Origin of the sequence: Kitasatospora hibisci (assembly GCF_043950205.1) — a bacterium.
Lineage (GTDB): Bacteria > Actinomycetota > Actinomycetes > Streptomycetales > Streptomycetaceae > Kitasatospora > Kitasatospora hibisci.
In genome coordinates, this window is record NZ_CP171642.1 from 3,240,914 (window position 1) to 3,265,821 (window position 24,908).

A 24,908-nucleotide genomic window follows, 5' to 3' on the forward strand; every position below is an offset into this window, starting at 1 on the left:
ACGGGGACGTCGCCCTCGGCCACACCTCCTCGGTCGGCTCTTCTGCCCAGCAGGGCCACCACCATATCCACCTCACCCGTCAAGCCCGGATAAAAGTGCCCCGGTTGTCAAGCCCCGGGGTCCGGCCCCGGGGGCGTCGCCTTCACCGGGTCCCTTCTCCAGCAACGGCCCGCCGCAGTACGCGGTTCCCGGGCGGCCAGTAATCTGTGGCAGGAAATATCGACATCCGCATCGACCACGCTCCGCGCCGGGCCGCCACCCGGGGCTCCGAAAGAGGCAGCCATCAGCGAGTTCGGGCCCGCACGCGCGGCCCTCGCCGACACCTACGTCGGGGAGGACGCGGTGCTGACCTACGCCCGGGCGCAGTCCGCGCGGACCGGCATCAGGGCGATCGGGCCGAGCGGCGGCGCCTGCCTGCGGCTGCTCGCGGCGGCACTGGGCGCCAAGGCGGTCGCCGAGATCGGCACCGGCACGGGCGTCTCCGGCGTCTACCTGCTGCGCGGGATGCGGCCGGACGGCGTGCTCACCACCGTGGACTCCGAGCCGGTACGCCAGCAGCTGGCGCGGGAGGCGTACCAGGCGGCCGGGTTCGCGGCGAACCGGTCGCGGTTCATACCGGGCCGGGCGCTGGAGGTGCTGCCCCGGCTCGCGGACGGCCAGTACGACCTGGTGTTCTGTGACGGCGATCCGGCGGAGTCCCGGGAGTACCTGGCGGAGTCGCTGCGACTGCTGCGGCCGGGCGGGATGGTCTGCTTCGAAGGGGTCTTCCAGGAGGGCCGGCTGGCCGAGCCCGAGCTGCAGGACCCGCAGACGCATGCGGTGCGCGATCTGGTCCGGGACGTCCGGGAGAGCGAGGTGCTGCTGCCGGCGCTGCTGCCGGTCTCGGACGGGCTGCTCTGCGCGGTCAAGCGCTGACCGGTCCCCCCGCGCGGCGGGTACCGGACCGGCGCGGGCGGTCCGCCCGGGAGGCTGGGGTCCCGGTTCGGGACCGGGAAGCACAGAGCCCGGGCCGGGTCCGGGAACCACAGAGCCCGGGCCGACGAATCGTCGTACCCGGGCCCGGCAGCACATCTCCAGGAGATGGCGAGCACCCGCTGCGGTCAGCCGCAGGCCTTCTTCAGGGCCTCGCCGAGGGCGTCGGCCTCGTCAGGCGTGAGCTCCACCACGAGGCGTCCGCCGCCTTCGAGCGGAACGCGCATGATGATGCCCCGCCCCTCTTTGGTGACTTCGAGCGGGCCGTCACCCGTCCGCGGCTTCATGGCCGCCATGCTCGTTCCCCTTCCTGCAACCGCTCAGCTACGCACCGGCAGTCCGTCCACCGCCGGTATCGAACGCATTGATCGGAAGCCATTATCCCGCATGCCACGGCCTGATGACCAACATCACTCTCGGTGCAACCAGGGCCGGACCCACCCCAAGCGGGGCATTTCCCGCGATTAGCCCCGGCGCGGCGGCGGTCCGCACGCCACCGAAAGGTGCGATACCTCACACTCCCCACGCGGCCGCACGCTCCGGCATCCTGACACACGACCGACCCGTCGAGATCACAAAGGAGTCCCCTCGCCCATGTCCGATTCCGTGCTGTACGAGCTGGACGGCGGCCTGGCCGTCATCACCATCAACCGTCCGGAGGCGATGAACGCGCTGGACACCGCGACCAAGGTCGCGCTGCGGGACACCGTGGCCGCGGCGGCCGAGGACCGGGCGGTGCGGGCGGTGCTGCTCACCGGCGCCGGCGACCGGGCGTTCTGTGTCGGACAGGACCTCAAGGAGCACCTCGGCATGCTCAAGCTGGCCGAGGAGACCGGCGAGGGCGCGCTGAAGACCGTCGCCGAGCACTACAACCCGCTGCTGCGTGCGCTGGCCGGGATGCGCAAGCCGACGGTGGCCGCGGTCGGCGGCGTGGCGGCCGGTGCGGGCGCCTCGCTGGCCTTCGCCTGCGACTTCCGGATCATCGCCGACACTGCGGGCTTCAACACCGCGTTCGCCGGGATCGCGCTGACCGCCGACTCGGGCGCCTCCTGGACGCTGCCCCGGCTGGTCGGGCACGCCAAGGCGACCGAGCTGCTGATGCTGCCGCGCACGGTGAAGTCGACCGAGGCGATGGAGCTGGGCCTGGCCACCAAGGTGGTCCCGGCGGCCGAGCTCGCCGCCACCGCGCGGGTCTTCGCCAAGGAGCTGGCCGAGGGCCCGACGGTGGCGTACGGGGCGATCAAGGAGTCGCTGGCGTACGGCGCCGGGCACACGCTGGACGAGCTGCTCGACAAGGAGGACGAGCTGCAGACCCTGGCCGGCGCGAGCGAGGACCACCGGATCGCGGTCCGCGCCTTCATCGCCAAGGAGAAGCCGGAGTACCTGGGGCGCTAGACCTGACGGAGGCCGCGGGCGTGGCAGTCGGCGAGGTGGTCGTCGACCAGCCCGCAGGCCTGCATGAGCGCGTACGCGGTGGTCGGGCCGACGAAGCGGAAGCCCGCCTTCTTCAGCGCCTTCGCCAGCGCCGTCGACTCGGGTGTGACGGCCGGCACCTCGTCCAGGCTGCGGGGTGCCGGCCGGTCCGGGTCACCGGCGAACTGCCAGATCAGGGTGTCCAGACCGCCGTCGAGGTCGCGCGCGACCCTGGCGTTGGCGATCGCGGCCTCGATCTTGGCCCGGTTGCGGATGATGCCGGTGTCGCCGAGCAGCCGCTCGACGTCGTCCGCGCCGAACTCGGCGACCTTCGCGATCTCGAAGCCGGCGAACGCGGAGCGGAAGCCCTCGCGGCGGCGCAGGATGGTGATCCAGGACAGCCCGGACTGGAAGGCCTCCAGGCAGACCCGCTCGAACAGCGCGTCGTCCCCGTGCACCGGGCGGCCCCACTCGGTGTCGTGGTAGACCCGGTAGTCGTCCGCCGAGTCGCCCCAGGCGCAGCGGCGCAGGCCGTCCGGGCCGACCACGGCCCCGCCCGCGCTCACCGGCCCTCGCCCGGCTTGACGTCCTCCGGGCCGGCCGCCGGCTCGGCGCCCTTGCCCAGGTTGACGGCGGGCTCGACCACCTTGGCGAACTCCTCCAGGCCGGGCAGCGGCTCGGCGCCGGCGTCCTGGCGGTCGGTGGCCTCGACGGCGCCGCGCACCGCGGCGAGGGCCTCCAGCTCGGCGATCCGGGCGTCCCGGTAGGCCAGTTCCGCGCCCAGCCGGTCCAGGACGTCGTCCACCTCTTCCATCCGGTAGCCGCGCAGGGCCATCGGCAGCCGGATGTCGGCGACGTCGTCGTGGCTCAGCGGACGGTCCTGCGGCAGCCGCACCGCGATCCGGTCCTGCTCCGCCTCCGGCAGCGAACCACCCCCGCCGAGCGCCACCAGTGCGGCGCCGCCGACCACCACGGCCATCGCCACCACGATCACCCAGAACACGTGCGGTCCTCCCGAACTCCCGGCCGGCCCCCGTCCTGGTGGGATCATGGTCCCGAGAGGCCGGGGGCCATCATCGCACCCGCAGCAGCTGTGGAGGAGACATCGGTGGCACTGCGCCTGGGACCACGGGAATTCGGTGACGACGAGCTGGTGATCATGGCGATCGTCAACCGCACCCCGGACTCGTTCTTCGACAAGGGCGCCACGTTCGCCGACGAGGCCGCGTTCGCCGCCGCCGACCGCGCGATGGCCGAGGGCGCCGCGATCCTGGACATCGGCGGGGTGAAGGCCGGTCCGGGCGACGAGGTCACGGTCGAGGAGGAACTGCGGCGCACGGTGCCGTTCGTGGCGGAGCTGCGAAAGCGCCATCCCGAGGCCGTGATCAGCGTGGACACCTGGCGGCACGAGGTCGGCGAGGCGGTCTGCGAGGTGGGCGCGGACCTCCTGAACGACGCCTGGGGCGGGGTGGACCCGGAGCTCGCCGAGGTCGCCGCCCGGTACGGCGCCGGCCTGGTCTGCACGCACGCGGGCGGCGCCGAGCCGCGCACCCGCCCGCACCGGGTCGGCTACGAGGACGTGATGGCGGACATCCTGCGGGTGACCGTCGGGCTGGCCGAGCGCGCGGTGGAACTGGGCGTGCGGCGGGACTCGGTGATCATCGACCCGGGGCACGACTTCGGCAAGAACACCAGGCACTCGCTGGAGGCGACCCGGCGGCTGCCGGAGATGACCGCGACCGGCTTCCCCGTGCTGGTCTCGCTCTCCAACAAGGACTTCGTCGGCGAGACGCTCGACAAGCCGGTCGACGAGCGGCTGCTGGGCACGCTGGCGACCACGGCGGTCTCGGCCTGGCTGGGCGCGCAGGTCTACCGGGTGCACCAGGTGGCGGAGACCCGGCAGGTGCTGGACATGGTCGCCTCGATCCGGGGCACCCGCCCCCCGGCGGTGGCCCGCCGGGGGCTGGCGTGAGACCCGGGTCCTAGATCCCGTTCACCGGGCGGCGGGCGTCGGCGAGGATCTTCAGGACCTCGTCGATCTCGTCGGTGATGTGGAAGAGCTCCAGATCGTGCGGGGCGGCCTTGCCCTGCGCGACGACCGCGTTCTTCAGCCAGTCGAAGAGCCCGCCCCAGTACGCGCTGCCGAAGAGGATCACCGGGAAGCGGGTGACCTTCTTCGTCTGCACCAGGGTGAGCGCCTCGAACAGCTCGTCCAGCGTCCCGAGGCCGCCGGGCAGCACCACGAAGCCCTGCGCGTACTTCACGAACATCGTCTTGCGGACGAAGAAGTAACGGAAGTTCAGCCCGAGGTCGACGAACTCGTTGAGCCCCTGTTCGAAGGGCAGCTCGATGCCGAGGCCGACGCTGAGGCCCCCGGCGTCCGAGGCACCGCGGTTGGCGGCCTCCATCGCGCCGGGGCCGCCCCCGGTGATCACCGCGTAGCCGGCCTCGGCCAGCGCGCGGCCGATGGCCACGCCGGCAGCGTACTCGGGCGAGTCGACCGGCGTCCGGGCGGAGCCGAAGACGCTGATCGCGGGCGGGAGTTCGGCCAGCGCACCGAATCCCTCGACGAACTCGGAGGTGATCCGCAGCACCCGCCACGGATCGGTGTGCAGCCAGTCGGTCGGGCCGGTGGTGTCCAGCAGGCGCTGGTCCGTCGTGCTCTCGCCGACCTGGTCCCGGCGCACCAGCACCGGGCCCTTCTGCTTCTCGGGCCACGCCTTCTTCGGGTGCGGCTCGCCCACCCGCTCGGGACCGTGACCGTAGTGCTTCTCGTCTCCAGTGCCTGTCATGACGAAACCCTACGCCCGTTGATCCCCGTTTTCAGGCAACGCCGGGAGGTCGGTTGGGCAACCGGAAGGTGGCGTCCGGCCGCCGCCCCTCCGGTCGCCCGGCGGCCGGAGGTCAGGAGGTGAGCCAGGCCCGCAGCCGCTCCTCGGTCTCCGCGATCGCGGTGAGCGAGCAGTGCTCCTCCCGCTTGTGCGCGAGGTTCGGGTCGCCCGGTCCGTAGTTGACCGCCGGGACGCCGAGCGCGCTGAACCGGGCCACGTCGGTCCAGCCGAACTTGGCCCGGGCGACGCCGCCGGTGGCGGCCAGGAAGGCCTGCGCGGCGGGCTGGCCGAGGCCGGGCAGCGCCCCCGGGGCGGAGTCGGTGACGCTCACCTCGAAACCGTCGAAGACCTCGCGCAGGTGCTTCTCCGCGTCCGCCTCGCTGCGGTCGGGCGCGTAGCGGAAGTTGACCGTCACCACGCACTCGTCGGGGATGACGTTGCCGGCCACGCCGCCGTCGATCCGGACCGCGTTGAGGCCCTCGCGGTACTCCAGGCCGTCGATCTCCACCCGGCGCGCCCGGTAGTCGGCGAGCCGGGTCAGCACCTCGGCGGCGTGGTGGATGGCGTTGTCGCCGAGCCAGCTGCGCGCCGCGTGGGCGCGTACGCCGGTCAGCCGGACCTGCACCCGCATGGTGCCCTGGCAGCCGCCCTCGACGGCGGCGCCGCTGGGCTCCATCAGCACGGCGAAGTCGGCGGCCAGCCAGTCCGGGTGCGCGGCGGCGAGGTGGCCGAGGCCGTTGCGGTGGGCCTCCACCTCCTCGCAGTCGTAGAAGACGAAGGTGAGGTCGCGGTTGGGCTCGGTCAGGGTGGCGGCCAGCCGCAGCTGCACGGCGACGCCGGACTTCATGTCGGAGGTGCCGCAGCCGTAGAGCAGGTCGCCCTCGACGTGGGAGGGCAGGTTGTCGGCGATCGGCACGGTGTCCAGGTGCCCGGCCAGCAGGACGCGCTCGCCGCGGCCGAGGGCGGTCCGGGCGACCACGTTGTTGCCGTACCGGTCCACGGTGAGGTGCGGGTAGCCGCGCAGGGCGGCCTCCACGGCGTCGGCCAGCGCCTGCTCGTCGCCGCTGACCGACGGGAAGTCGACCAGGGCGGCGGTCAGCGCACCGCCGTCGAGGGTGAGGTCCAGGGGCGTCTTCGGGCTGCTCATGGTCGCCAGCGTAGTCCCGGCGCGCCGGCACGCCACGCCCTCGCTGTGGCGGCGCTGTGACACCGGGACGGCAACCTACGGCCCCGCACACCCGTCCGAGTGGGTACGGTGTCGGTTCAGGTGATCGGTGGAGAGGGGCGGCGGTGGCCAGGAGGAAGAGCGGCAGGCGGAACGGCGACGCGGCGCCCCGACGGCGCCGGCGGCCGCTGCGCGTGGTGCTGATCGGCCTGCTGGTGCTCGCGGCGGTCGCGGCCGGCCTGTTCTGGCTGCGCGACCAGAAGCTGACGCCGGAGGGATGCTCGGTGAAGACCCCGGCCGGCGAGGGGACGCTGGAGGTCCCGCAGGCGGCCAACGCCGCGACGATCGCCGCCGTGGCGCACGCGCGCGGCCTGCCCGACCGGGCGGTGACGATCTCGCTGGCGACGGCGATGCAGGAGTCCAAGATCCGCAACCTGTCCGGCGGCGACCGCGACTCGGTCGGGCTCTTCCAGCAGCGGCCCTCGCAGGGCTGGGGCACGGCGGAGCAGATCCTGGACCCGGTCTACGCGACCAACAAGTTCCTGGACGGCCTCGTCAAGGTGCCCGGCTACACCCGGCTGCCGCTGACCGACGCGGCCCAGCAGGTGCAGAAGAGCGGCTACCCGCAGGCGTACGCCAAGCACGAGACCAAGGCGACGCTGCTCGCCTCCGCGCTCACCGGCCGCGAGGCCGCCTCGCTCAACTGCGTGGTGCACGACTTCGCCGCCCCCGAGTCGGACGAGGACACCGCCTCGCCGAGCGCCTCCGGGGGGCCCGCGGCCTCCCCCGCCGCCCGACCGGACCGGACGCAGCTGCTGACCGACCGGGTGCGCCGCGAGTTCGGGCGGACGGTCACCCCGGCCACCGGCTACAGCTCCACCATCAAGGGCGCCGAGAACGCCGTCTCGCTCACCCCGGACCCGGCCGCCAGCACCGACGCCGGCCCGGAGGCGGAGCGCCAGAACGGCTGGGAGGTGGCCCACTGGGCGGTGACGCAGGCCCAGAGGCTCGGCATCGAGACGGTCGCCTACGACGGGAAGATCTGGCGGAAGGACAAGTCGGAGGACGGCTGGAAGCCGCAGCCGACCGGGACCTCGACCAACCTGGTGCTGGTCACCCTGGCCGCGCCCGGCAAGAGCTGACGCACTGGTGTCCGGGTTGCCGCTGAACGGGTGAAACCGGTCAACCCCGGTGGACACCCGGCCGGCCGCCGCGGACCGGGTGCAGAACCGTCACTGCCCTTGGCCCACCCGGCGTCCGGCCGTTCCGGTGGGGTACCTCCGGGCCGATGGCAGCGGCCATACGATCCGATCGTCGGTCAGGTCTATTCCTTGCAACGGCCGAAACCTTCTGGCTTCTCAAGCGGTAATGACGTCGTCCGCCCGGCGGACGGGACGGACCCAAGACCCTTCGAGGAGCCCCATGTCTCACCCCCTCACGCGCCGGATCGCCCAGGCCGCGCTGCTCGTGGCGGCCGGCGCGACCCCGCTGGTCGCGGCCGGCTCCGCGTCCGCCGCCGACGCCCTGCTGCCCAAGTCCGACCTGGCGGCCCCGCTGGGCCAGCTGACCAACACCGACGCGGGTTCCACCCTCCAGCACACCACCCACGAGCTGGGCCGGGCCGCCGGCGACACCGGCGCTGCCACCGTGGCCGCGGGCGTGCCGGCCACCGCCGACGCCACCGGCAACATCGTCGCCCACCAGCTCCCCGAGGCGAACGAGAAGGCCGGCTCGCTGACCGCGCCGGTCGACAAGACCGCCGCCACCACCGGCCAGCTCTCCGCGCTCACCCCGAAGGTCGCCACCGCGCTGGCCGGCAAGGTCGGCGAGGCGGTCACCGGCGCCCAGGCCCCGGCCGGCCGCAGCGCGGGCGCGGGCGCCGACCCGGTCGGCGGGCTCTCCCAGACCGCCGGACTGACCCAGGGCCTGCCCGGCACCGGCTCGCTCACCGGCGCCGTCCCCGGCGCCAACGCCCTGACCGACGCGCTGCCGCTCGGCGCGCTGCAGCGTGCGCTGCCCGCCGAGGCCACCTCCGCGGTGCCCGGCGCCGACGTGCTCGGCCTCGCCGAGCACGGCTCGGCCAACCGCCTCGGCGGCGCGGACCTCGGCCCGAACTCCCCGCTCTCCGGCCTCAGCCCGATCACCGGCCTGCTCGGCTCCATCGGCGGCGGCGGCCTGGGCGGCCTGCCGATCGGCTGATCCCCACCGATCCCCGCCGATCCCGGCGGCGCCCGGTGACGACGGGAGGGGCCGGTGTCCAGGACACCGGCCCCTCCCGTTCCCGCGTGCTCAGCCGCGCAGCCGCTCCACGGCCGCCGCGACCCGCTCGTCGGTCGCCGTGAACGCGACCCGGACGAAGCGGCCGCCGGCCGGACCGTAGAAGTCACCGGGCGCCACCAGGATGCCCAGCCCCGCCAGTTCGGCCACCGTCTCCCAGCACGGCCGGTCCTGAGTCGCCCACAGGTAGAGGCTCGCCTCCGAGTGCTCGATCCGGAAGCCGTACGCCTCCAGCGCCGTCCGCAGCGCCGAGCGCCGGGCCGCGTAGCGCGCACGCTGCTCGGCCACGTGCGCGTCGTCCCCGAGCGCCGCGGCCGTCGCCGCCTGGACGGGTGCCGGGACGATCATGCCGCTGTGCTTGCGCACCTCCAGCAGCTCCCGGACCACCACCGGATCGCCCGCCACGAAGGAGGCGCGGTAGCCGGCCAGGTTGGAGCGCTTGGAGAGCGATTGGACGGCCAGCAGGCCCTCGTGCGACCCGCCGTCGGCGGCGTGCCCGCAGACGTCCGGGTGCAGCACCGAGACCGGGTCGGCCTCCCAGCCCAGCTCCAGGTAGCACTCGTCGCTGACCAGCAGCACCCGGTGCTCCCGCGCCCACTCCACGGCGCGGCGCAGCTCGTCCTTGCCGAGCACCCGGCCGGTGGGGTTGGACGGCGAGTTGACCCAGAGCAGACGGACCCGGGAACCGTCCAGCTCGTCCACCGATTCGTACTCGACCGGCTCGGCGCCGCAGAGCCGGGCGCCCACCTCGTAGGTCGGGTAGGCGAGGCGCGGGTAGGCCACCTGGTCGCCGGGGCCGAGGCCGAGCTGGGTCGGCAGCCAGGCCACCAGCTCCTTGGAGCCGACGGTCGGCAGGACGGCCTGCGGGCCGATCTCGGCGCCGACCCGGCGGTGCAGCCAGCCGGCGACCGCCTCGCGCAGCTCCACCGGGCCCCAGACCGTCGGGTAGCCGGGCGTGTCGGTGGCGGCGGACAGCGCCTTCTGGATCACCTCCGGCACCGGGTCGACCGGGGTGCCCACGGAGAAGTCGCAGAGCCCGTCCGGGTGGGCGAGGGCGGTGCGCTTGTACGGCTCCAGCTTGTCCCAGGGGAAGACCGGCAGGAGATCGGAAACGCGGCGCGCCGCTCCCGGATGGCCCGGGAACGGCGCGTGCGTGCTGTTCTTGGTGCTCACAGCTCAGTTGCCACCGATCGGTCAGTGGCCGGCGTTCTGCGGCGGCAGAGCGGCGATGAACGGGTGGTCGCGCTCGATCAGGCCGAGCTTCGAGGCACCACCGGGCGAACCGAGGTCGTCGAAGAACTCGACGTTCGCCTTGTAGTAGTCCTTCCACTCCTCGGGAGTGTCGTCCTCGTAGAAGATCGCCTCGACCGGGCAGACCGGCTCGCAAGCGCCACAGTCGACACACTCATCCGGGTGGATGTAGAGCGATCGCTCGCCCTCGTAGATGCAGTCAACCGGGCACTCTTCGATGCACGCCTTGTCCTTGACGTCGACACAAGGCTGCGCGATGACGTAGGTCACGCTGTCGTTCCTCCTCGGAAGGGCTCGGCGGCCCATTCTGTTTTGCTCGCGTGCGCGGGTGAGCGCGGCGTCGTCGATGCCCGCCCCTAGTATCGCGGGTCGGAGACCGCAAATGCACAGGAGGTGGCCAGATGGTCGTCGACGGACCGCTCCAGGAGCGCCCTGAGGTCGGGATAGACCGCTCTGACGTGGGACGACGCGTGTCCGTTCGGCGTGTCGCGGAGTTCGCGGACGGCCGCCCCGTGTTCCGCGATGTGATCGGCGTACTCACATCGTGGGACGATCAAGGGCTGACCGTCGAGCCGCGCAGCGGCGGTCCGGTCTCCTTCGACGAAAGGCTGCTGGTCGCGGGCAAGGTGGTGCCGCTCTTCCCGGCCCGACGTGCCCCGCTGCCGGGCGTGTCGCCGGTGGAACTGCAGCGGATCGCCGCGCGCGGCTGGCCCGCCGTCGAGCAGGAGCCGCTCGGCGAATGGACGCTGCGGGCCTCGGCCGGCTTCACCCGGCGGGCCAACTCGGTGCAGGCACTGGGCGACCCCGGGCTGCCGGTGCCCGAGGCGCTGGCCGCCGTACGGCGCTGGTACGCGGCGCGCGGTCTGCCGGCCTGGGTCGAGGTCGTCACACCCGGCGCACCGGAGGACCTGCGGGCCGAGCTGGACCGGCTGGGCGCCGCGTACGCACCGACCCAGGTCCGGGTGGCCGAACTGGCGCAGCTGAGCAGGACCGGGGCCAAGGCCGCCCGGGACCAGGTGCGGCTGGCGCGGACCGCCGGGCCCGACTGGACGTCACTGTACCGGCGGGTCAGCGGCGATCCGGTGGTCGAGGAGGCCGCCCGCACGGTGCTCCACGGCGGCCCCTCGGTCTGGTTCGCGGCCGTCCACGACACCTGGGGCTGCGAGACCGAGGACGACGGCACCCCGCCGGTCCTCGCCATCGGACGCTGCGTCATCGACGGCCCCTGGGCCTGCTTCGGCGCCGTCGAGGTGGCGCCCCGGGCCCGCCGCCGGGGCCTGGCCACGGCGGTGATGGCGGTGCTCGCCGCCCGGGCCGCCGAGGAGGGCGCGACCGCCGGCTACCTGCAGGTCGAGGCGGAGAACGGCGGTGCGATCGCGCTCTATGCCGGAATGGGCTTCGAGACCAGTCACACTTACCACTACGCCCGCCTCCCCGAGGCGTAGCGCGCACCGCCCAGCAGCCCTCCGTCCGCCCGTACGAAAGCCGTCGCAGCCACCGTGACCGAGCAGAGCAGAGCACGCTTCCGGACCGAGGCCCGGGCCGAGCACCCCGATCCGGTGCTGCTCTGCCTGCTCGCCGCCGCCGAGCACCCGACCCTCCCGGACCCGGACGACCTCGGCGAGGCGCCCACCCTGGAGGCCCTGCTGGCCGCCTGCGAGGCCGCCCTGGAACGGCACGCCGCCGCCGTCCGGCGGGCGGTCGCCGAGCGTGCGCCGGTCGGTCCGGAGGAGACCGCCGCGCTGCTGGCCGCCGTCCTCGGCGGGCGGGAGCGGTTCCACGGGCGCCAGTCCGACTACCGGCGGCTGGAGTCCTCGCTGCTGCCGGAGGTACTGCGGCGGCGGCGCGGGCTGCCGATCATGCTCTCGCTGGTCTGGATGGCCGTCGGCCGACGGGCCGGACTCACCGTGCACGGCATCGCCCTGCCCGGCCACTTCATCGTCGCGATCGGCGGCCCGGGCGGCGGCGACGAGTACGTCCTGGCCGACCCGTTCCACGGTGGGCGGCTGCTCGACCCCGAGGACGCGGCCCGCCTGGTCCACTCGGCCGGGCAGGAGTTCTCCCCCGAGCTGCTCACCCCCGCCCAGCCGCTGGACGTCGTGCTGCGGGTGCTCGGCAACATCCGCGCCTGGGCGGCCGACCGCCCCGAGCACGCCCGCACCCAGCTCTGGGCCGCCGAGCTCGCCCTGCTGCTCCCCCGCCACCCCGCCCAGCTGCGCCTGGAGCGGGCCGAACTGCTGGTGCGCACCGGGGACTTCCTGGGCGGCTCGGCCGAGATGGACGCCTACGCGGAGATCCTGGACGCCTTCGACCCGGACGCCGCGGCCAAGGTCCGGCTGGACGCCCGGGCGGCCCGGCACCGGCTCAACTGACCCGCCGGCCGCCGCCGGCTCACAGCCAGCCCTTCTCCCGGGCGATCCGGACCGCCTCGGTGCGGTTGCGGGCCTCGGTCTTCTGGATCGCCATCGAGAGGTAGTTGCGCACCGTCCCCTCGGAGAGGTGCAGCCGGCGGGCGATGTCCGCGTTCACCGCGCCGTCCGCGGCGGCCGCCAGCACGTCCCGCTCCCGGGCGGTCAGCGGGTTGGCGCCCTCGGCGAGCGCCGCTGCGGCCAGCGCCGGGTCGATCACCCGCTCGCCGCGCAGCACCCGGCGGATCGCCTCGGCCAGCTCGGCCGCCGGGGCGTCCTTCACCAGGAACGCGTCCGCGCCGGACTCCATCGCCCGCCGCAGGTAACCGGGGCGGCCGAAGGTGGTCGCGATCACCACCTTGGTCTGCGGCCGCTCCCTGCGCAGCAGCGCCGCCGCCTCGATACCGGTCATCCCGGGCATCTCGATGTCGAGCACGGCGACCTGCACGTCGTGGGCGACCGCTGCGGCGACCACCTCGTCGCCCCGACCGACCTGCGCGACGACGTCGATGTCCCCCTCCAGCCCGAGCAGCGCGGCCAGCGCCTCCCGGACCATCCCCTGGTCCTCCGCGAGCAGCACGCGCACGGAGGCCGGGGCACCGTCGTTCCGAATCTCACTCATGGGGTCAGACCCTATGGCGTGTCGGCCCGGTGGGACTCGGACCGGCCCGGAACACGGCGCCCCCGACGACGTCAGCCGGCCGGGGCCGCCGGGGCCGAGGCGGTCCGCAGCGGGACCAGCGCCCGGAGCCGGAAGCCCTTCCCGCGCTCGCCGGGCCCGGTCTCCAGCCGGCCGCCGACCAGCGCCAGCCGCTCGTCCAGGCCGGAGAGCCCGTTCCCCGGGGCGGACTTGCCCGGCCCCTTGCCGTTGTCGGTGATCTCCAGGACGGCGAACCGCTCGCCGTCGCCCTCCCAGGTCTCGTCCGCCCGCACCGTGCAGAGGGTCGCACCCCCGCCGTGCCGGACGATGTTGGTGACGGCCTCGCGCAGCGCCCAGGCCAGCGCGCCCGCCTCCTCGGTGGCCAGCCCGGGCCAGGCGTCGACCAGTTCCGGCGCCGCCTCCAGACCGACCTGCGCGGCCGCCAGCGCCGTCCGGGCGGCGGCCAGTTCGACCGGCAGGGTGGGCCGGCGGAACCCGGTCACGGCCTCCCGCACGTCGATCAGCGACTGCCGGGCCACGTTCTCGATGTCGGCCACCTGCGCCCGTGCCGCCTCGTCCTTCCCGGCGTCCATGAGGCGCCCGGCCAGCTCGCTCTTCAGCGTGATCAGCGACAGCGAGTGCCCGAGCAGGTCGTGCAGGTCCCGGGCGAGCCGCAGCCGCTCCTCGGAGGCGGCGAGGTGGGCCACCGCGGCCCGGGCCTCGCGCAGCTCCCGCATGGTGGCGACCAGCCGCTGCAGCCCGGTCATCGCGACGCCGGACAGGAAGGCGGTGAGCGCGATGGTGGGGATGTCGCCCCGGTCGGCGTGGCTGAGCAGCCCGACCACGACGGTGAGGGCGGCCATGCCGCCCACCCCGGCGAGCGCGTAGCGCACCGGCGCGATGATCGCGACGGCCACCGAGGCGTAGGTGAACAGCGTGAGCCAGGCCGTGCCCAGGGTGAAGGCGGCCACCACCGCGGTCAGCACCAGCGCCGCGACCACGGCCCGGCCCGCCATCGGCGCCGCCCCGGCCTGGGAGCGGATCACCACCAGGCTGACGTAGCCGACCACGAACCCCGTCAGCGCGATCCAGCCGACCACGGTGGCGGCGGCGCCGTGGCCGCCGTGCAGCAGGTCGCCCACCGGGTAGAGCAGGTAGACCATCCAGAGCAGCATCCAGCTGACCTTGACCAGCAGTTGGCGCCTGGTCTCCACCGGGGAGCCCGGGATGGTCATGAACGACCTACGCGCCACGCCCACCTCCGGATGCTCGTCGGACGGATGGGCGTGGGGCGTTTCGGGCATGGTGGCCATCATGCCCGCCGGGTGTCCCGGCGGTACAGCACGGCGGCGGCCGCGACGAAGACCACCAGGAAGCCCGCCAGACCCGCGGCGGCGCCCAGGTCGAGCGCGTGGCCGGGCCGGGTGAAGGTGGCCAGCTCGTTGTAGAGGTACACCGGGTTGAACCGGGCGAAGGTCTCCAGCGTGCCGCTCACCGGGAACCACGTCCCGCCGAACAGCGCCAGCGCCATGTAGGTGATCATCACGATGGGCTGCACCGAGTCCGGCGCCGCCGCGTAGCCGAGAGCCACCCCGAGCGCCGCGAAGACGAAGCTGCCCAGCCAGAGCGCCGCCACCAGGCCGGCCCACCGGCCCGCCGCCAGCTCCACCCCCTGGGAGGCGCCCACCGCGAAAACCACCAGGATCGCGGGCAGCGTGGTCACCGCGCTGGCGGCGATCTTCGCCACGGCGTACGCCCGGCCGGGCAGCGCGGTCAGCCGCAGCTGGCGGGTCCACCCACTGCTGCGCTCCAGCGAGATCCGCTGCGCACTGCCGGTCAGCACCGAGCCGACGGCGCCGAAGGTGGCCATCGACACCATGAAGTAGGTCTTCACCGGGAGGCCGCCGGCCAGCTCGCCGGCGCCGTAGGCGTTGATGAAGAAGACGTACATCAGCGCCGGGTAGAGGACGGTGAAGAGCAGGTACCTCCTGTTGCGCAGGGTGCGCAGGACCTCCAGGCGGATCAGGGTGGTCATCGCGCGGCCTCCGTCACGAACTCGCTGCTGCCGGCGGTGTCCTGCTCGCCGGTGATGGTCAGGAACGCCTGCTCCAGGCCGAGGCCGGTGACTTCCAGACCGCGCGGGTACAGTCCCGCGCGGTAGAGCCCGGCGACTCCCGCGTCGGCGTCCGCGGTCCGGATCCGGACCGTCCGCACCCCGGGCACCCGGGCGCTGACGTCCAGCGCCAGCACACCGGGCAGGGAGCGCAGCGCCGACCCGTCGAACGGGCCGTCGGCGTCGTGCAGTTCGAAGGTGATCCGGCGCGCCCCGGCCTTCGCCTTGATCTCGGCCGACGAGCCGTCGGCGATCAGCCGGCCCCGGTGCAGCACGAGCACCCGGTCGGCGATCGAGTCCGCCTCCTCCAGGTAGTGGGTGGCGAACAGCACCGTGCGCCCGGCGTCGGCCTGGGCCCGCATGCTCGCCCAGAAGGCCCTGCGGACGGAGACGTCCATGCCGGTGGTGGGTTCGTCCAGGACGATCAGGTCGTTGGCCCCGGCGATCGCCAGGGCGAACCGCACCCGCTGCTCCTGACCGCCGGAGAGCCGGTCGACCCGGCGCTCGGCCAGCTCGGTGATCCCGGCGTCGGCGAGCACCTCCCCGACCGCCCGGCCGCGCGGGTGCACGTCGCACGCCAGCCGGACCAGTTCGCGGACCTTGACGTCGGCCATCAGCCCGCCGCTCTGCAGCATCGCGCCGACCCGGCCGGCCGCGATCGCGGCCCGCGGGCTGCCGCCGAACAGCTCGACGGTGCCCTGGTCGGGCTCGCGCAGCCCGAGCAACAGGTCCAGGCTGCTGGACTTGCCGGCGCCGTTGGGGCCCAGCAGGGCCACCGTCTCGCCCGGCCGCAGGACGAGGTCGAGGCCGTCGACCGCGCGCACCCGCCCGTAGCTCTTGCTGACGTTCCGGAAGGCGGCCGCCTCGGTGCCCATCGTCCCGGTCCTCTCCCCTGGTGGTGTCCTTCGCACCACCTCAGATTCCCGTGCGCGGGGGCCGCGGCGGCAGTGCCCGCCGTCGTGCCTTCGGCATGACGGATGTCATACCGGCGGCCGGGGCCCGGTCCTGATCCGGGCCGGATCAGGAAGGGGCCCCGGCCGCGCTCGGGGGCTCAGATCCCGAGCGACTTCTTCACGAAGTCGACCTGCAGCAGCAGCAGGTTCTCGGCGACCTCCTCCTGCGGGGTCATGTGGGTGACACCGGAGAGCGGCAGCACGGTGTGCGGCCGCCCGGCCGCCAGCAGGGCCGAGGAGAGCCGCAGGGTGTGCGCGGCCACCACGTTGTCGTCCGCCAGGCCGTGAATGATCATCAGCGGCCGCTCCAGCCCGGCCGCGTACCCGCCGAGCGAGTTCGCCGCGTAGACCTCGGGCCGCTCGGCCGGGTGGCCCAGGTAGCGCTCGGTGTAGTGGGTGTCGTACAGCTCCCAGTCCGTCACCGGGGCTCCGGCCACGCCCACGTGGAAGACGTCCGGGCGGCGCAGCACGGCGAGGGCGGCGAGGTAGCCGCCGTAGGACCAGCCGCGGATCGCCACCCGGCCGAGGTCGAGCGGGAACTCCCCGGCGAGCGCCTGCAGCGCGTCCACCTGGTCGTCCAGGGTGGCGCCGGCGAAGTCGAAGGCGATCGACTTCTCCCACGCGGGCCCGCGCCCGGGGGTGCCGCGCCCGTCGGCGACGACCACCGCGAAGCCCTGGTCGGCGAACCACTGCGAGTTCAGGTGCGGGTTGTGCGCCTGGACGACGCGCTGGCCGTGCGGGCCGCCGTACGGGTCCATCAGGACCGGCAGCAGACCGTCCCGCTCGCGGTCGTAGCCGGTGGGCAGGAAGACCGCGGCGGGGATGCGGCGCTCACCGGCGAAGCGGAAGACCGGCCGGGCGGTGATCACCGGGGTCTCGGCGTAGGACTCGATGGTGGCGACGTCGTCCACCACCACGCCCTCCGGCAGGTCGCGGGCGACCTGCACCAGCGTGCCGGGCAGGTCGGGCTCGGCGGTGGCCCGGACGGTGATCCCGGCCGCGTGCACCGCGGTGCTGACCGAGGTGAACGGCCTGCCGTTGGCGGCCTCCCAGGACAGCTGCTTGCCGTCGTGGCCGATCCGGCCGACGGCGGTCCAGCCGGGCTCGGGGTCGGTCTCCGTGGCGCCGCCGGAGGCGGTGAAGAAGACCTCCTCCGCGGTCACCGCGAGCACGGAGCGCAGGTGCAGGTCGGCCCCGGTGACGGCGTGGTCGCCGACCACCAGCGCCCGCACCCCGTCCGGCCCCGCGGTGTCCGAGATCCGCACCAGCTTGCCGTCCGGCGTCCAGGCCGGGACGCCGGTGAACAGCTCCAGCCAGACCTCGTCGTGCTCCTCGTGCAGCACCTCGGTGGCACCGGTCTCCACGTCCACACCCAGGATCTGCTGGCTGCGCTGGTCGCGGGCCTGGACCAGGAGCAGCGGCACGCCGCCGGTGGACCAGTGCACCCGGCCCAGGTACGGGAAGGCCTCGCGGTCCCAGACGACCTCGGTCCGGCTGCCGTCCAGGCCGAGGAGCCAGAGGCCGGTCTCGGCGTTGGCGGTGCCGGCGGCGGGGTAGGCGACCTCGGCCGGCTCGCTGCCCGGGTTGGCCGGGTCGGCGATCCACCAGCGGCCGACCGGGCTGTCGTCGGCCCGCTCGACCAGCAGCCGGTCGCTCTGCGGGGACCACCAGAAGCCGCGGTCCCGGTTCATCTCCTCCTGGGCGATGAACTCGGCCTGGCCCCAGGTCACGTTCGGGCCGTCGGGCTGGGCGAAGGCCCAGTCGGCGGTGCCGTCGGTGCGGGTGAGCCGCAGCTCGCCGGCGGTGTTGGCGTACGCGACGAAGGCGCCGTCCGGGGAGGGGCGCGGGTCCAGCAGCGGACCCTCGGCGGGCAGCTCCGTGCTGCTGCCGGCCGCCAGGTCGGCGAGGAAGAGCCGGCCGGAGAGGGCGAAGGCGGCGACCTTGCCGGTGCCGTCGAGGGCGTAGCCGACGATGCCGGCCGAACCCTCGCGGCTGCGCTCGCGGCGGGCCTTCTCGGCCGGCGAGAGGTCCTCCTCGCCGCCGCCGAGCAGGGCCACCGGGTCGGCGGCGACCCGCTCCTCGCCGGTGGCGGTGTCGAGGGTCCAGAGCAGGTTCGCCCGGTCGCTGCCGGACCGGGAGCGCAGGAAGACGACCCGGGAGCCGTCGGATGCGACGGCGAACGACCGGGGCGCGCCGACGGTGTAGCGCAGGGTGCGCGCGTACTGCCTCGGGAAGGTGTCCGCAGGGGTGTGGGAGGTCATGACACCGACCTTATGACGTCAGGGCACCGCCACCCGGCGGATCGTGATCACTCGTTCGGAGCATCGGCCTCGGCTGTCCGCCGAACGGGTCCACACCCCTCCCGACCGGCCCATGCGCCCCATTTGTGCCACAGTGCCCCGGCGTGTGCAGACTCACGGTACGTAACGCGACCCTCACCCATCGGGTATGACTGGTCCCAGGAGTGATCGTCGGCCCCGTCCCGGGCCCCGGTCACCCGACCGCAAGTCCCGCACGGTCCCGACCGTCGCCCCCGCCCGGGGGCGGCGCACCCGAGAAGGGGTGTGAGCCGCCATGGCCTTGTCCATCTCCGCAGCCATGCTGATGCTGGTCATCGTGGTGGTGCTGATCCGCCGCTCCGGACTGAAGCTCGCGCACGCGATCATCTGCGCGCTGCTCGGCTTCTACCTGGCGTCCAGTTCCATCGCCCCCTCGATCAGCGAGGTCACCAGCAACCTCGCGGGGATGATCAACGGCCTGAAGCTCTGACCCCGCGCGACCGCTGGTTAGGCTTCCCCCATGACCCCGACTAGCGGCCGCAGCCTGCTCCTGGTGCACGCCCACCCCGACGACGAGTCGATCGGCAACGGCGCCACCATGGCCCGGTACGCCGCCGAGGGCGCCCGCGTCACCCTGGTGACGTGCACCCTCGGCGAGGGCGGCGAGGTGATCCCGCCCGAGCTGGCCCATCTGACGGCGGATCGGGACGACGCCCTCGGCACCCATCGGATCGGCGAGCTGACCGCCGCGATGCGCGAGGTGGGCGTCACCGACGTCCGCTTCCTCGGCGGCCCCGGCCGCTACCGCGACTCCGGGATGATGGGCGTGCCCGACAACGACGCGCCCGGCTGCTTCTGGCAGGCGGACGTGGACGAGGCGGCCGGCCACCTGGTCGCGGTGGTCCGCGAGGTCCGGCCGCAGGTGCTGGTCACCTACGACGAGAACGGCGGCTACGGGCACCCCGACCACATCCAGGCCCACCGGGTGGCGATGCGCGCGCACGAGCTGGCCGCCGATCCGGCCTACCGCCCCGAGCTGGGGCCGGCCTGGAGGATCGCCAAGGTGTACTGGAACCGGATGCCCCGCTCGGTGATCGAGCGGGGCCTGGCCGAGACCGCCGCCGCGGCGCCGTTCCCCGGCACCGCCGGGCCGGCGGACGTCCCGGGCGTGGTGGACGACGCCGCGGTCACGACCGTCCTGGACGGGGCTGCGCACGCCGACCGGAAGGCGGCCGCGATGGCCGCGCACACCACCCAGATCAAGGTGGCCGGCGCCTTCTTCGCGCTCTCCAACGACCTCGGTCAGCCGCTGATCGCCACCGAGTACTACCAGCTGGTGCGCGGCCAGGCCGGACCCCGGCTGCCGGAGGACGACCTCTTCGCAGGCCTGGGCGCCGCCGGCCCCGACGACGCCGCCGACCGCACCGCCGCGGCCCCCGCCGCCGACCGCACCGCCGAGGAGAGCGCCCGATGACCGAGCCCGCCGACGCCCGGCCGCCGCGCCGCTCGATCCCGGCGGCCGTCCTGGGCACCCGGGACGAGCGCCTGAAGGAGCCCCAGCCCTCGCCGGCCTGGCGGATCGCGGCTTATGCCCTGTTCTTCCCGCTGGGCTTCGCGGTCTCCGTCTGCGGAGCATTTGTGCAGGCCTTGTGGCCGCCCGCGGGAGTCCTGCTGGCGCTCGCGGCGACCGGCGCCACGTTCTACGCCGGCCTGCGGATCACCGGGACCAGGCTCGGCGCGGCGATCCCGGCGGCCGGCTGGTTCGCGGCCCTGCTGTTGCTGATGGTCCCTCGGCCGGAGGGTGACAATGTCCTCTGGACCAATGCCACGTCGCTCTCCTGGCTGTTCGTCGGATCGATCCTGGGCGTGATCTGCGCCACCCTGCCGACCCGCACCAGCTGGTTCCCGGGAGTCCCCGGCCCACCGCGCTGACCGCTCCGCGAGGCCCCGCACCGCGGCCCGCACGACGCGCAGTCAGCGCCGCGCGGCCTTACTCTCATACCGGAGGAACCGGACGTATCAGGTTCTATCCGAACCAGTTCACCGCTCAGTTCTTCCCAGTATGGTGGTGCCGCAGAACGCCGTACCCGACGCCGCCCGCCAGGCCCGGCGCCCACGAACCGCGGTCGCGCCGCACGGCCCGGCCCGCGAACCCGGAGCAGAGCAGCATTGAGCAGCCGCGAATCTGAGAACGCCCACCCCACGCCTCGGCGCACGGGGCCGGACGCCTACCCGTCGGGCACCCCGCCCTACGGCACACCGGGGTTCCCCGGCGGCGACCGTGCGGGTGCCGGTGCCGCCCAGGGCTCGGGGCCGGGCGAGGACGAGGGCCCGAAGACCGAGACCACGCTGACCACGCGGGTCCGGATCAACATCCCCGGCTCGCGCCCGATCCCGCCGGTGGTGGTCCGTACCAGCGTCAAGAACGACGAGGCCACCGCCGAGGAGGACGCGCCGGACACGACCGACTCCGGTCCCCGGCACCGTTCCGCCGCCGCCGCCTCCCCCGTGCTCGGGGTGATGGAGGGCGGCCCCCGGACGGCCACCCCGCCGAACCTGCCGCCCGAGTGGGAGATCCCGCCGGCCACCTCCGAGTCCGAGTCCACCGGAGCCTGGTTCCGGCCGCGCCAGAAGAAGGGTCCCGCCGCCGAGCCCGCCCCCGCGGCGGTCCCGGCCGGCGGCCCGGGCGCGGCTCCGGCCGCCGGCGCGGCTCCGTCGGCCGCCGAGACGCGTCCGAACGGCGCCCAGCAGAAGAGCCCTCAGCCGAACGGCGCCCGCCCGAACGGCGCTCAGCCCAACGGGGCCGGCCGCCCGCAGCAGGGCCCCGGCGCGGCCCGCCCGAACGGCCGCCCGGTCCCGCCCCAGGCCGCCGCCCCCGCGCCGCGCCCCGGCGGCGCCCCCGCCTCGCCGTTCGCCCCCGTCCCGGGCACCCCGGCCGACGAGGCCGGCGTGTACGAGGACGCCCCCGCCGACCCGTTCGGCACCAGTGCCCCCGCCGACCCGTTCGGCACCAGTGCCCCCACCGACCCGTTCGGCACCGGTGCCCCCGCACCGCACCGCGCCCCGCAGGGCGCCGGCCGGCCGCAACCGCAGGGCCCGGTCCGTCCCGCCGGTGGTGCGCCCGACCGGGCGAACCCGGAGGACACCTCGGTGGACGGCTTCGCGCCGATCCGCGAGGACTCCCGGCCGCCGGCCGCCATATCCGGCCTGCCGCAGAACGGCGCCGCCCAGAACGGCCACCCGCAGCCCGGCCTGTTCGCCTCGGCCCCGGCCGGCGCCGACCCGTTCGCCGCCCAGCGCCCGCCGGCCGGCGCCGAGCCGTACGGCGCCGGTGCCCCGGGCGGGCTCTTCCCCGGCGCCCCCGGCCGCCCCGGCGAGCCCGGCGCACCGGCCGACCCCTTCGGCACTGGTCCCGGCCGCCCGCAGCCCGGCCCCGACGGCGAGGCCGCCCCGGCACCGGCGCCGGCGCCCGCCAGGCCCGAACCGGCCAAGCCCAAGCGCGGCGGCACCGGCAAGAAGCTCGTGAAGCTCGGCACCTACGCCGTCGGCGGCGTCCTCTTCCTGGGCGCGGCCGCGTACGGCACCGGCCTGATGCTCAACCAGTCCGACATCCCCGAGGGCACCGTGGTGCTCGGCACGGACATCGGCGGCAGCAACCGCGACCAGGCGATCCACCAGCTCGACGAGAGCGTCGGCAAGGCCGGCCTGCTCCCGGTCAAGCTGAAGATCGGCGACCAGACGGTGGACCTCGACCCGGCCGTCGCCGGGCTCGGCTTCGACACCACGGCCACCGTGGACAAGCTGACCCAGCACTCGTACAACCCGGTCGACGTGATCACCTCGCTCAAGGGCGACGAGAAGGCCGTGCCGCCGGAGGTCAAGGTGGACCGGGCCAAGCTCAAGGCCGCCCTGGACGCGCTCGGCACCGGCTCCGGCCAGAACCTCACCGAGGGCTACGTGAAGTTCGCCGAGACCGGCGAGCCGGTCGTGGTGCCCGGCAAGGCCGGCCAGACGGTGGACTCCGCCGCCGCCGTCGACCTGGTCGAGCAGGCCTACCGCGACCGTGCCGCCGGCAAGCCGGAGCAGCCCGTCGCGGTCACCATGACCGCCGCCCAGCCCCAGATCTCCCCGCAGGCCCTGCAGGCCGCCGCGGACGGCCTGGGCAAGTCCGCGGTCAACGGCCCCGTCCACATCTGGGCCGGCACCAAGAAGTGGGACTTCGGCCCGAAGACCGCCGCCAAGGCGCTCACCCTGGTGCCCGACGCCTCCGGGAGGCTCGTGCCCAAGTGGGACCTGGACGCGCTCAGCGGCCAGCTGGGCAGCGTCTTCGACAAGGTCAAGGTGAAGAAGGGCGGTCAGACCGCCCTGATCACACCGCAGGACGTCGCCGACGCCATCACCCCGCTGCTGGAGAAGACCGGCGACAAGGACCGCACCTTCAAGTTCACCGTCGCCTGAGTCACCGCCCGCCCCGTCGGCCGAGCCGCCGGCGGGGCGGCCCCGTCGAGGGGTGGGCCCGGATTCGGGCCCACCCCTCGACAACTCACCTCCCTGGTCAGCAAGATGTGACGCCGTACCATCACCCGTACCGTCGAACGCACCCGCACCAGGAGTACCGCCATGGGCCGCCGCCCCCTGCCCCGCCGCACGGCCCTGCTCGCCTGCCTCACCGCGGCCTCGCTCTCGCTGGTGCTCTGCTCCTGCGGCTCCGGCGACGGGGACGGCGCCCAGGCCGTGCCGAGCGGTCTGGAGACGCCCAAGCTCACCGCCGTCGACATCAACGCGCACGACCGCGCCGACCTGCGCCAGGGCGGCACCCTGAACGTCGCGATCGCCCAGTTCTCCAACCAGTGGTCGCCGATCCACGTCGACGGCAACGAGTCCTCCACGATGACCGTCACCAAGCCGCTGCTGCCGACCTTCTTCCGCTCGGACGCGGCCGGCACCCAGACCCCCAACCCGGCCTACCTGCAGGACGTCCACGCCGAGGTCGCGAACGGCCACCAGGTCGTCACCTGGACGCTCAACCCGAAGGCGAAGTGGTCCGACGGCACGCCGATCACCTGGCGCGACATCGAGGCCAACTGGCGTGCGCTCAAGGGCGACGACCCGGCCTGGAAGGCGGGAAGCAGCACCGGGTTCGAGCTGGTCACGGCGGTCGATCGGGGCAAGGACGACTTCCAGGCCGTGATGACCTTCGCGCGGCCGTTCTCCGAGTGGCAGTCGATGTTCAACGGCGCCGCGAACGCCCCGCTGCTGCCCGCGAGCCGGATCGCCACCCCGGAACTGTTCAACACCTCCTACCTGGACGCGATCCCGGTCACCGCCGGCCCGTTCAAGGTCGAGAAACTGGACCGGGCGGCCCAGACCGTCACCCTGGTCGCCGACCCGGCCTGGTGGGGCGAGAAGCCGATGCTCGACCGGATCGTCTTCCGCGCCGTGCTGCCGAACGGGATGGCCGCGGCCTTCGCCAAGGGCGACGTCGACTTCTTCGACAACGGCCCGGACGTGGCCGGCTACCAACTGGTCAAGAACATCAAGGGCGCCGCCGTCCGCCGCGCCGGCGGGCCGGACTTCCGCCAGTTCACGCTGAACGGCAGGAGCCCGCTGCTGACCGACCCGACCGTCCGCCAGGCCGTGTTCCAGGCGATCAACCGGGACGCCATCACCCGCACCGACCTCAGCGGCCTCGACTGGCCCACCGTCACCCTCAACAACCACCTGCTGGTGTCCAATCAGAACGCCTACCGGGACAACTCGCTCGGTCTCAGCCGCTACGACCCGGCCGAGGCGACGCGGAAGCTGGACTCGGCCGGCTGGAAGCTCGACGGCGACGTCCGCCGCAAGGACGGCAAGGAGCTGAACCTGCGGATGGTCGTCCCGGCCGGCGTCACCCAGGGCCAGAACGAGGCCGCCGCGACCACCAGGATGCTCAAGGACGTCGGGATCAAGGTCACCACCGTCACCGTCGCCGCCAACGAGTTCTTCGACAAGTACGTCAACCGGCACGACTTCGACATCACCGCCTACTCGCTGATCGGTACGCCGTTCCCGGCCAGCGGCAGCCGGGCCAACTTCGTCCAGAACGGCGGCACCAACACCTCCCAGGCCGGCAGCCCGTCCGCCGACGCCGCCCTCGACCGGGCCACCGCCGCGACCGACGCGGCCACCGTCTTCGAAGCCATCAACCAGGCGGACGGCGAGTTGTGGAAGGTGGCCGGTGTGCTGCCGCTCTACCAGCGCCCGCAGCTCTTCGGTGCCCGCGCCAACCTCGCCAACCTCGGGGCACACGGCCTCTCCGACATCGTCTGGGAGAACGTCGGCTTCACCGATTGACATCCTCACCGTCCTGAAGGACGGCGGTCGCCGCCTGCCGTGCTGCTGAAGGCTGCGGTGTCGGGTGGGTTCCTGCTTCCCCGCCGGGGGTCGCCGTGTCCAGGCTGGTGAACTCCCTCAAGGGCGTGTCCTCGCGCAGACTCCGCCAGGAGTTCCCCGGCCTCGTCCGCCACCGGCGGGCACAGCGCCTGCGGTCCGGCTCGTACTCCGCCGGGTCGGTCGGCGGTGCCCCGCTCGGCATCGTGAAGCAGTAGGTCGAGCAGCAGAACC

The 24,908-nt window shown here is 74.0% G+C and carries 24 protein-coding genes and 1 pseudogene; 13 read left to right on the forward strand and 12 right to left on the reverse strand.

Annotation, left to right across the window (positions count from 1 at the left end):
• Positions 1 to 282 precede the first annotated feature (282 nt).
• A complete protein-coding gene (locus ACF9IK_RS13745; protein WP_395298567.1) occupies positions 283 to 915 on the forward strand; it encodes an O-methyltransferase in 633 nt (210 codons plus the stop codon).
• 185 nt (positions 916 to 1,100) lie between these two features.
• Here ACF9IK_RS13745 and ACF9IK_RS13750 read toward each other — a convergent pair whose 3' ends face one another.
• Positions 1,101 to 1,268, reverse strand: coding sequence for a DUF3117 domain-containing protein (locus ACF9IK_RS13750; RefSeq protein WP_014137929.1), 168 nt, complete (start codon positions 1,266 to 1,268; stop codon positions 1,101 to 1,103).
• A gap of 298 nt (positions 1,269 to 1,566) precedes the next feature.
• Here ACF9IK_RS13750 and ACF9IK_RS13755 point away from each other — a divergent pair, with 298 nt between their 5' ends.
• The gene (locus tag ACF9IK_RS13755; protein ID WP_395294498.1) at positions 1,567 to 2,367 is read left to right on the forward strand and encodes an enoyl-CoA hydratase-related protein; all 801 of its coding nucleotides are present in this window, start codon (positions 1,567 to 1,569) and stop codon (positions 2,365 to 2,367) included.
• Here ACF9IK_RS13755 and ACF9IK_RS13760 read toward each other — a convergent pair.
• Complete coding sequence (locus ACF9IK_RS13760) at positions 2,364 to 2,951, reverse strand: DNA-3-methyladenine glycosylase I (protein ID WP_395294499.1); 588 nt, start codon at positions 2,949 to 2,951, stop codon at positions 2,364 to 2,366. The genes ACF9IK_RS13755 and ACF9IK_RS13760 overlap by 4 nt on opposite strands.
• Complete coding sequence (locus tag ACF9IK_RS13765) at positions 2,948 to 3,388, reverse strand: DivIVA domain-containing protein (protein ID WP_395294500.1); 441 nt, start codon at positions 3,386 to 3,388, stop codon at positions 2,948 to 2,950. The genes ACF9IK_RS13760 and ACF9IK_RS13765 overlap by 4 nt, the downstream gene beginning before the upstream one ends.
• A gap of 156 nt (positions 3,389 to 3,544) precedes the next feature.
• On the opposite strand from ACF9IK_RS13765, the gene folP reads away from it, so the two are divergent.
• A complete protein-coding gene (folP, locus tag ACF9IK_RS13770; protein ID WP_395298568.1) occupies positions 3,545 to 4,357 on the forward strand; it encodes a dihydropteroate synthase in 813 nt (270 codons plus the stop codon).
• 10 nt (positions 4,358 to 4,367) lie between these two features.
• Here folP and ACF9IK_RS13775 read toward each other — a convergent pair whose 3' ends face one another.
• Both ACF9IK_RS13775 and dapE read right to left on the reverse strand, forming a co-directional pair.
• The gene (locus ACF9IK_RS13775) at positions 4,368 to 5,177 is read right to left on the reverse strand and encodes a TIGR00730 family Rossman fold protein (protein WP_395294501.1); all 810 of its coding nucleotides are present in this window, start codon (positions 5,175 to 5,177) and stop codon (positions 4,368 to 4,370) included.
• A gap of 112 nt (positions 5,178 to 5,289) precedes the next feature.
• Positions 5,290 to 6,363 carry a succinyl-diaminopimelate desuccinylase gene (gene dapE / locus ACF9IK_RS13780; protein ID WP_395294502.1) on the reverse strand — a complete coding sequence of 358 codons (1,074 nt, stop codon included), beginning with the start codon at positions 6,361 to 6,363 and terminating at the stop codon, positions 5,290 to 5,292.
• A 143-nt stretch (positions 6,364 to 6,506) separates the two neighbouring features.
• Between dapE and ACF9IK_RS13785 the strand changes: the two genes are divergently transcribed.
• Together ACF9IK_RS13785 and ACF9IK_RS13790 are read left to right on the forward strand one after the other, a co-directional pair.
• On the forward strand, positions 6,507 to 7,523 hold the full coding sequence (locus tag ACF9IK_RS13785; protein WP_395294503.1) for a hypothetical protein: 1,017 nt from the start codon (positions 6,507 to 6,509) through the stop codon (positions 7,521 to 7,523).
• A gap of 280 nt (positions 7,524 to 7,803) precedes the next feature.
• The gene (locus tag ACF9IK_RS13790) at positions 7,804 to 8,580 is read left to right on the forward strand and encodes a hypothetical protein (protein WP_395294504.1); all 777 of its coding nucleotides are present in this window, start codon (positions 7,804 to 7,806) and stop codon (positions 8,578 to 8,580) included.
• 90 nt (positions 8,581 to 8,670) lie between these two features.
• On the opposite strand, the gene dapC is transcribed toward ACF9IK_RS13790, so the two are convergent.
• Positions 8,671 to 9,831 (reverse strand): succinyldiaminopimelate transaminase, encoded by a 1,161-nt coding sequence (gene dapC, locus ACF9IK_RS13795; RefSeq protein WP_395294505.1) that lies wholly within the window; start codon positions 9,829 to 9,831, stop codon positions 8,671 to 8,673.
• Between the two features lie 21 nt (positions 9,832 to 9,852).
• On the reverse strand, positions 9,853 to 10,179 hold the full coding sequence (gene fdxA, locus ACF9IK_RS13800; RefSeq protein WP_238950001.1) for a ferredoxin: 327 nt from the start codon (positions 10,177 to 10,179) through the stop codon (positions 9,853 to 9,855).
• 131 nt (positions 10,180 to 10,310) lie between these two features.
• On the opposite strand from fdxA, the gene ACF9IK_RS13805 reads away from it, so the two are divergent.
• Together ACF9IK_RS13805 and ACF9IK_RS13810 are read left to right on the forward strand one after the other, a co-directional pair.
• A complete protein-coding gene (locus ACF9IK_RS13805) occupies positions 10,311 to 11,354 on the forward strand; it encodes a GNAT family N-acetyltransferase (protein WP_428846369.1) in 1,044 nt (347 codons plus the stop codon).
• A gap of 54 nt (positions 11,355 to 11,408) precedes the next feature.
• Positions 11,409 to 12,281 carry a transglutaminase family protein gene (locus tag ACF9IK_RS13810; RefSeq protein WP_395294507.1) on the forward strand — a complete coding sequence of 291 codons (873 nt, stop codon included), beginning with the start codon at positions 11,409 to 11,411 and terminating at the stop codon, positions 12,279 to 12,281.
• Positions 12,282 to 12,300: 19 nt separating this feature from the next.
• Here ACF9IK_RS13810 and ACF9IK_RS13815 read toward each other — a convergent pair whose 3' ends face one another.
• The 5 genes from ACF9IK_RS13815 to ACF9IK_RS13835 all read right to left on the reverse strand — a co-directional run bounded on the left by ACF9IK_RS13815 (position 12,301) and on the right by ACF9IK_RS13835 (position 18,284).
• Complete coding sequence (locus tag ACF9IK_RS13815) at positions 12,301 to 12,939, reverse strand: response regulator (protein ID WP_395294508.1); 639 nt, start codon at positions 12,937 to 12,939, stop codon at positions 12,301 to 12,303.
• Positions 12,940 to 13,010: 71 nt separating this feature from the next.
• The gene (locus tag ACF9IK_RS13820) at positions 13,011 to 14,261 is read right to left on the reverse strand and encodes a sensor histidine kinase (RefSeq protein WP_395294509.1); all 1,251 of its coding nucleotides are present in this window, start codon (positions 14,259 to 14,261) and stop codon (positions 13,011 to 13,013) included.
• An 8-nt stretch (positions 14,262 to 14,269) separates the two neighbouring features.
• Positions 14,270 to 14,992, reverse strand: coding sequence for an ABC transporter permease (locus ACF9IK_RS13825; RefSeq protein WP_395294510.1), 723 nt, complete (start codon positions 14,990 to 14,992; stop codon positions 14,270 to 14,272).
• Entirely contained in the window at positions 14,989 to 15,945 is a 957-nt protein-coding gene (locus ACF9IK_RS13830) for an ABC transporter ATP-binding protein (protein WP_395294511.1), read from the reverse strand. The genes ACF9IK_RS13825 and ACF9IK_RS13830 overlap by 4 nt, the downstream gene beginning before the upstream one ends.
• A 176-nt stretch (positions 15,946 to 16,121) precedes the next feature.
• Positions 16,122 to 18,284, reverse strand: a complete 2,163-nt coding sequence (locus tag ACF9IK_RS13835; RefSeq protein WP_395294512.1) for a S9 family peptidase — start codon at positions 18,282 to 18,284, stop codon at positions 16,122 to 16,124.
• Positions 18,285 to 18,597: 313 nt separating this feature from the next.
• On the opposite strand from ACF9IK_RS13835, the gene ACF9IK_RS13840 reads away from it, so the two are divergent.
• The 6 genes and pseudogenes from ACF9IK_RS13840 to ACF9IK_RS13865 all read left to right on the forward strand — a co-directional run.
• Complete coding sequence (locus tag ACF9IK_RS13840) at positions 18,598 to 18,792, forward strand: DUF2304 family protein (RefSeq protein ID WP_238949974.1); 195 nt, start codon at positions 18,598 to 18,600, stop codon at positions 18,790 to 18,792.
• 30 nt (positions 18,793 to 18,822) lie between these two features.
• The gene (mshB, locus tag ACF9IK_RS13845) at positions 18,823 to 19,776 is read left to right on the forward strand and encodes an N-acetyl-1-D-myo-inositol-2-amino-2-deoxy-alpha-D-glucopyranoside deacetylase (RefSeq protein ID WP_395294513.1); all 954 of its coding nucleotides are present in this window, start codon (positions 18,823 to 18,825) and stop codon (positions 19,774 to 19,776) included.
• Entirely contained in the window at positions 19,773 to 20,234 is a 462-nt protein-coding gene (locus ACF9IK_RS13850; RefSeq protein ID WP_395294514.1) for a DUF6113 family protein, read from the forward strand. Before mshB ends, ACF9IK_RS13850 begins: the two co-directional genes overlap by 4 nt.
• A 237-nt stretch (positions 20,235 to 20,471) precedes the next feature.
• Positions 20,472 to 22,760: a hypothetical protein gene (locus tag ACF9IK_RS13855; RefSeq protein ID WP_395294515.1), complete on the forward strand. Its 2,289-nt coding sequence runs from the start codon at positions 20,472 to 20,474 to the stop codon at positions 22,758 to 22,760.
• A 162-nt stretch (positions 22,761 to 22,922) separates the two neighbouring features.
• Positions 22,923 to 24,638 (forward strand): ABC transporter family substrate-binding protein, encoded by a 1,716-nt coding sequence (locus tag ACF9IK_RS13860; protein WP_395294516.1) that lies wholly within the window; start codon positions 22,923 to 22,925, stop codon positions 24,636 to 24,638.
• Between the two features lie 80 nt (positions 24,639 to 24,718).
• Positions 24,719 to 24,892: pseudogene (locus ACF9IK_RS13865) on the forward strand (IS200/IS605 family transposase); the annotation flags it as partial.
• Between the last annotated feature and the right edge of the window lie 16 nt (positions 24,893 to 24,908).

Bases quoted from the DNA above. Each gene is read 5' to 3' on its own strand.
- ACF9IK_RS13750 (WP_014137929.1), bottom strand. From the start codon at position 1,268: ATGGCGGCCATGAAGCCGCGGACGGGTGACGGCCCGCTCGAAGTCACC.
- ACF9IK_RS13755 (WP_395294498.1), top strand. From the start codon at position 1,567: ATGTCCGATTCCGTGCTGTACGAGCTGGACGGCGGCCTGGCCGTCATC.
- folP (WP_395298568.1), top strand. From the start codon at position 3,545: ATGGCGATCGTCAACCGCACCCCGGACTCGTTCTTCGACAAGGGCGCC.
- ACF9IK_RS13775 (WP_395294501.1), bottom strand. From the start codon at position 5,177: ATGACAGGCACTGGAGACGAGAAGCACTACGGTCACGGTCCCGAGCGG.
- dapE (WP_395294502.1), bottom strand. From the start codon at position 6,363: ATGAGCAGCCCGAAGACGCCCCTGGACCTCACCCTCGACGGCGGTGCG.
- ACF9IK_RS13790 (WP_395294504.1), top strand. From the start codon at position 7,804: ATGTCTCACCCCCTCACGCGCCGGATCGCCCAGGCCGCGCTGCTCGTG.
- ACF9IK_RS13805 (WP_428846369.1), top strand. From the start codon at position 10,311: ATGGTCGTCGACGGACCGCTCCAGGAGCGCCCTGAGGTCGGGATAGAC.
- ACF9IK_RS13815 (WP_395294508.1), bottom strand. From the start codon at position 12,939: ATGAGTGAGATTCGGAACGACGGTGCCCCGGCCTCCGTGCGCGTGCTG.
- ACF9IK_RS13820 (WP_395294509.1), bottom strand. From the start codon at position 14,261: ATGCCCGAAACGCCCCACGCCCATCCGTCCGACGAGCATCCGGAGGTG.
- ACF9IK_RS13825 (WP_395294510.1), bottom strand. From the start codon at position 14,992: ATGACCACCCTGATCCGCCTGGAGGTCCTGCGCACCCTGCGCAACAGG.
- ACF9IK_RS13830 (WP_395294511.1), bottom strand. From the start codon at position 15,945: ATGGGCACCGAGGCGGCCGCCTTCCGGAACGTCAGCAAGAGCTACGGG.
- ACF9IK_RS13835 (WP_395294512.1), bottom strand. From the start codon at position 18,284: ATGACCTCCCACACCCCTGCGGACACCTTCCCGAGGCAGTACGCGCGC.
- ACF9IK_RS13840 (WP_238949974.1), top strand. From the start codon at position 18,598: ATGGCCTTGTCCATCTCCGCAGCCATGCTGATGCTGGTCATCGTGGTG.
- mshB (WP_395294513.1), top strand. From the start codon at position 18,823: ATGACCCCGACTAGCGGCCGCAGCCTGCTCCTGGTGCACGCCCACCCC.
- ACF9IK_RS13850 (WP_395294514.1), top strand. From the start codon at position 19,773: ATGACCGAGCCCGCCGACGCCCGGCCGCCGCGCCGCTCGATCCCGGCG.
- ACF9IK_RS13860 (WP_395294516.1), top strand. From the start codon at position 22,923: ATGGGCCGCCGCCCCCTGCCCCGCCGCACGGCCCTGCTCGCCTGCCTC.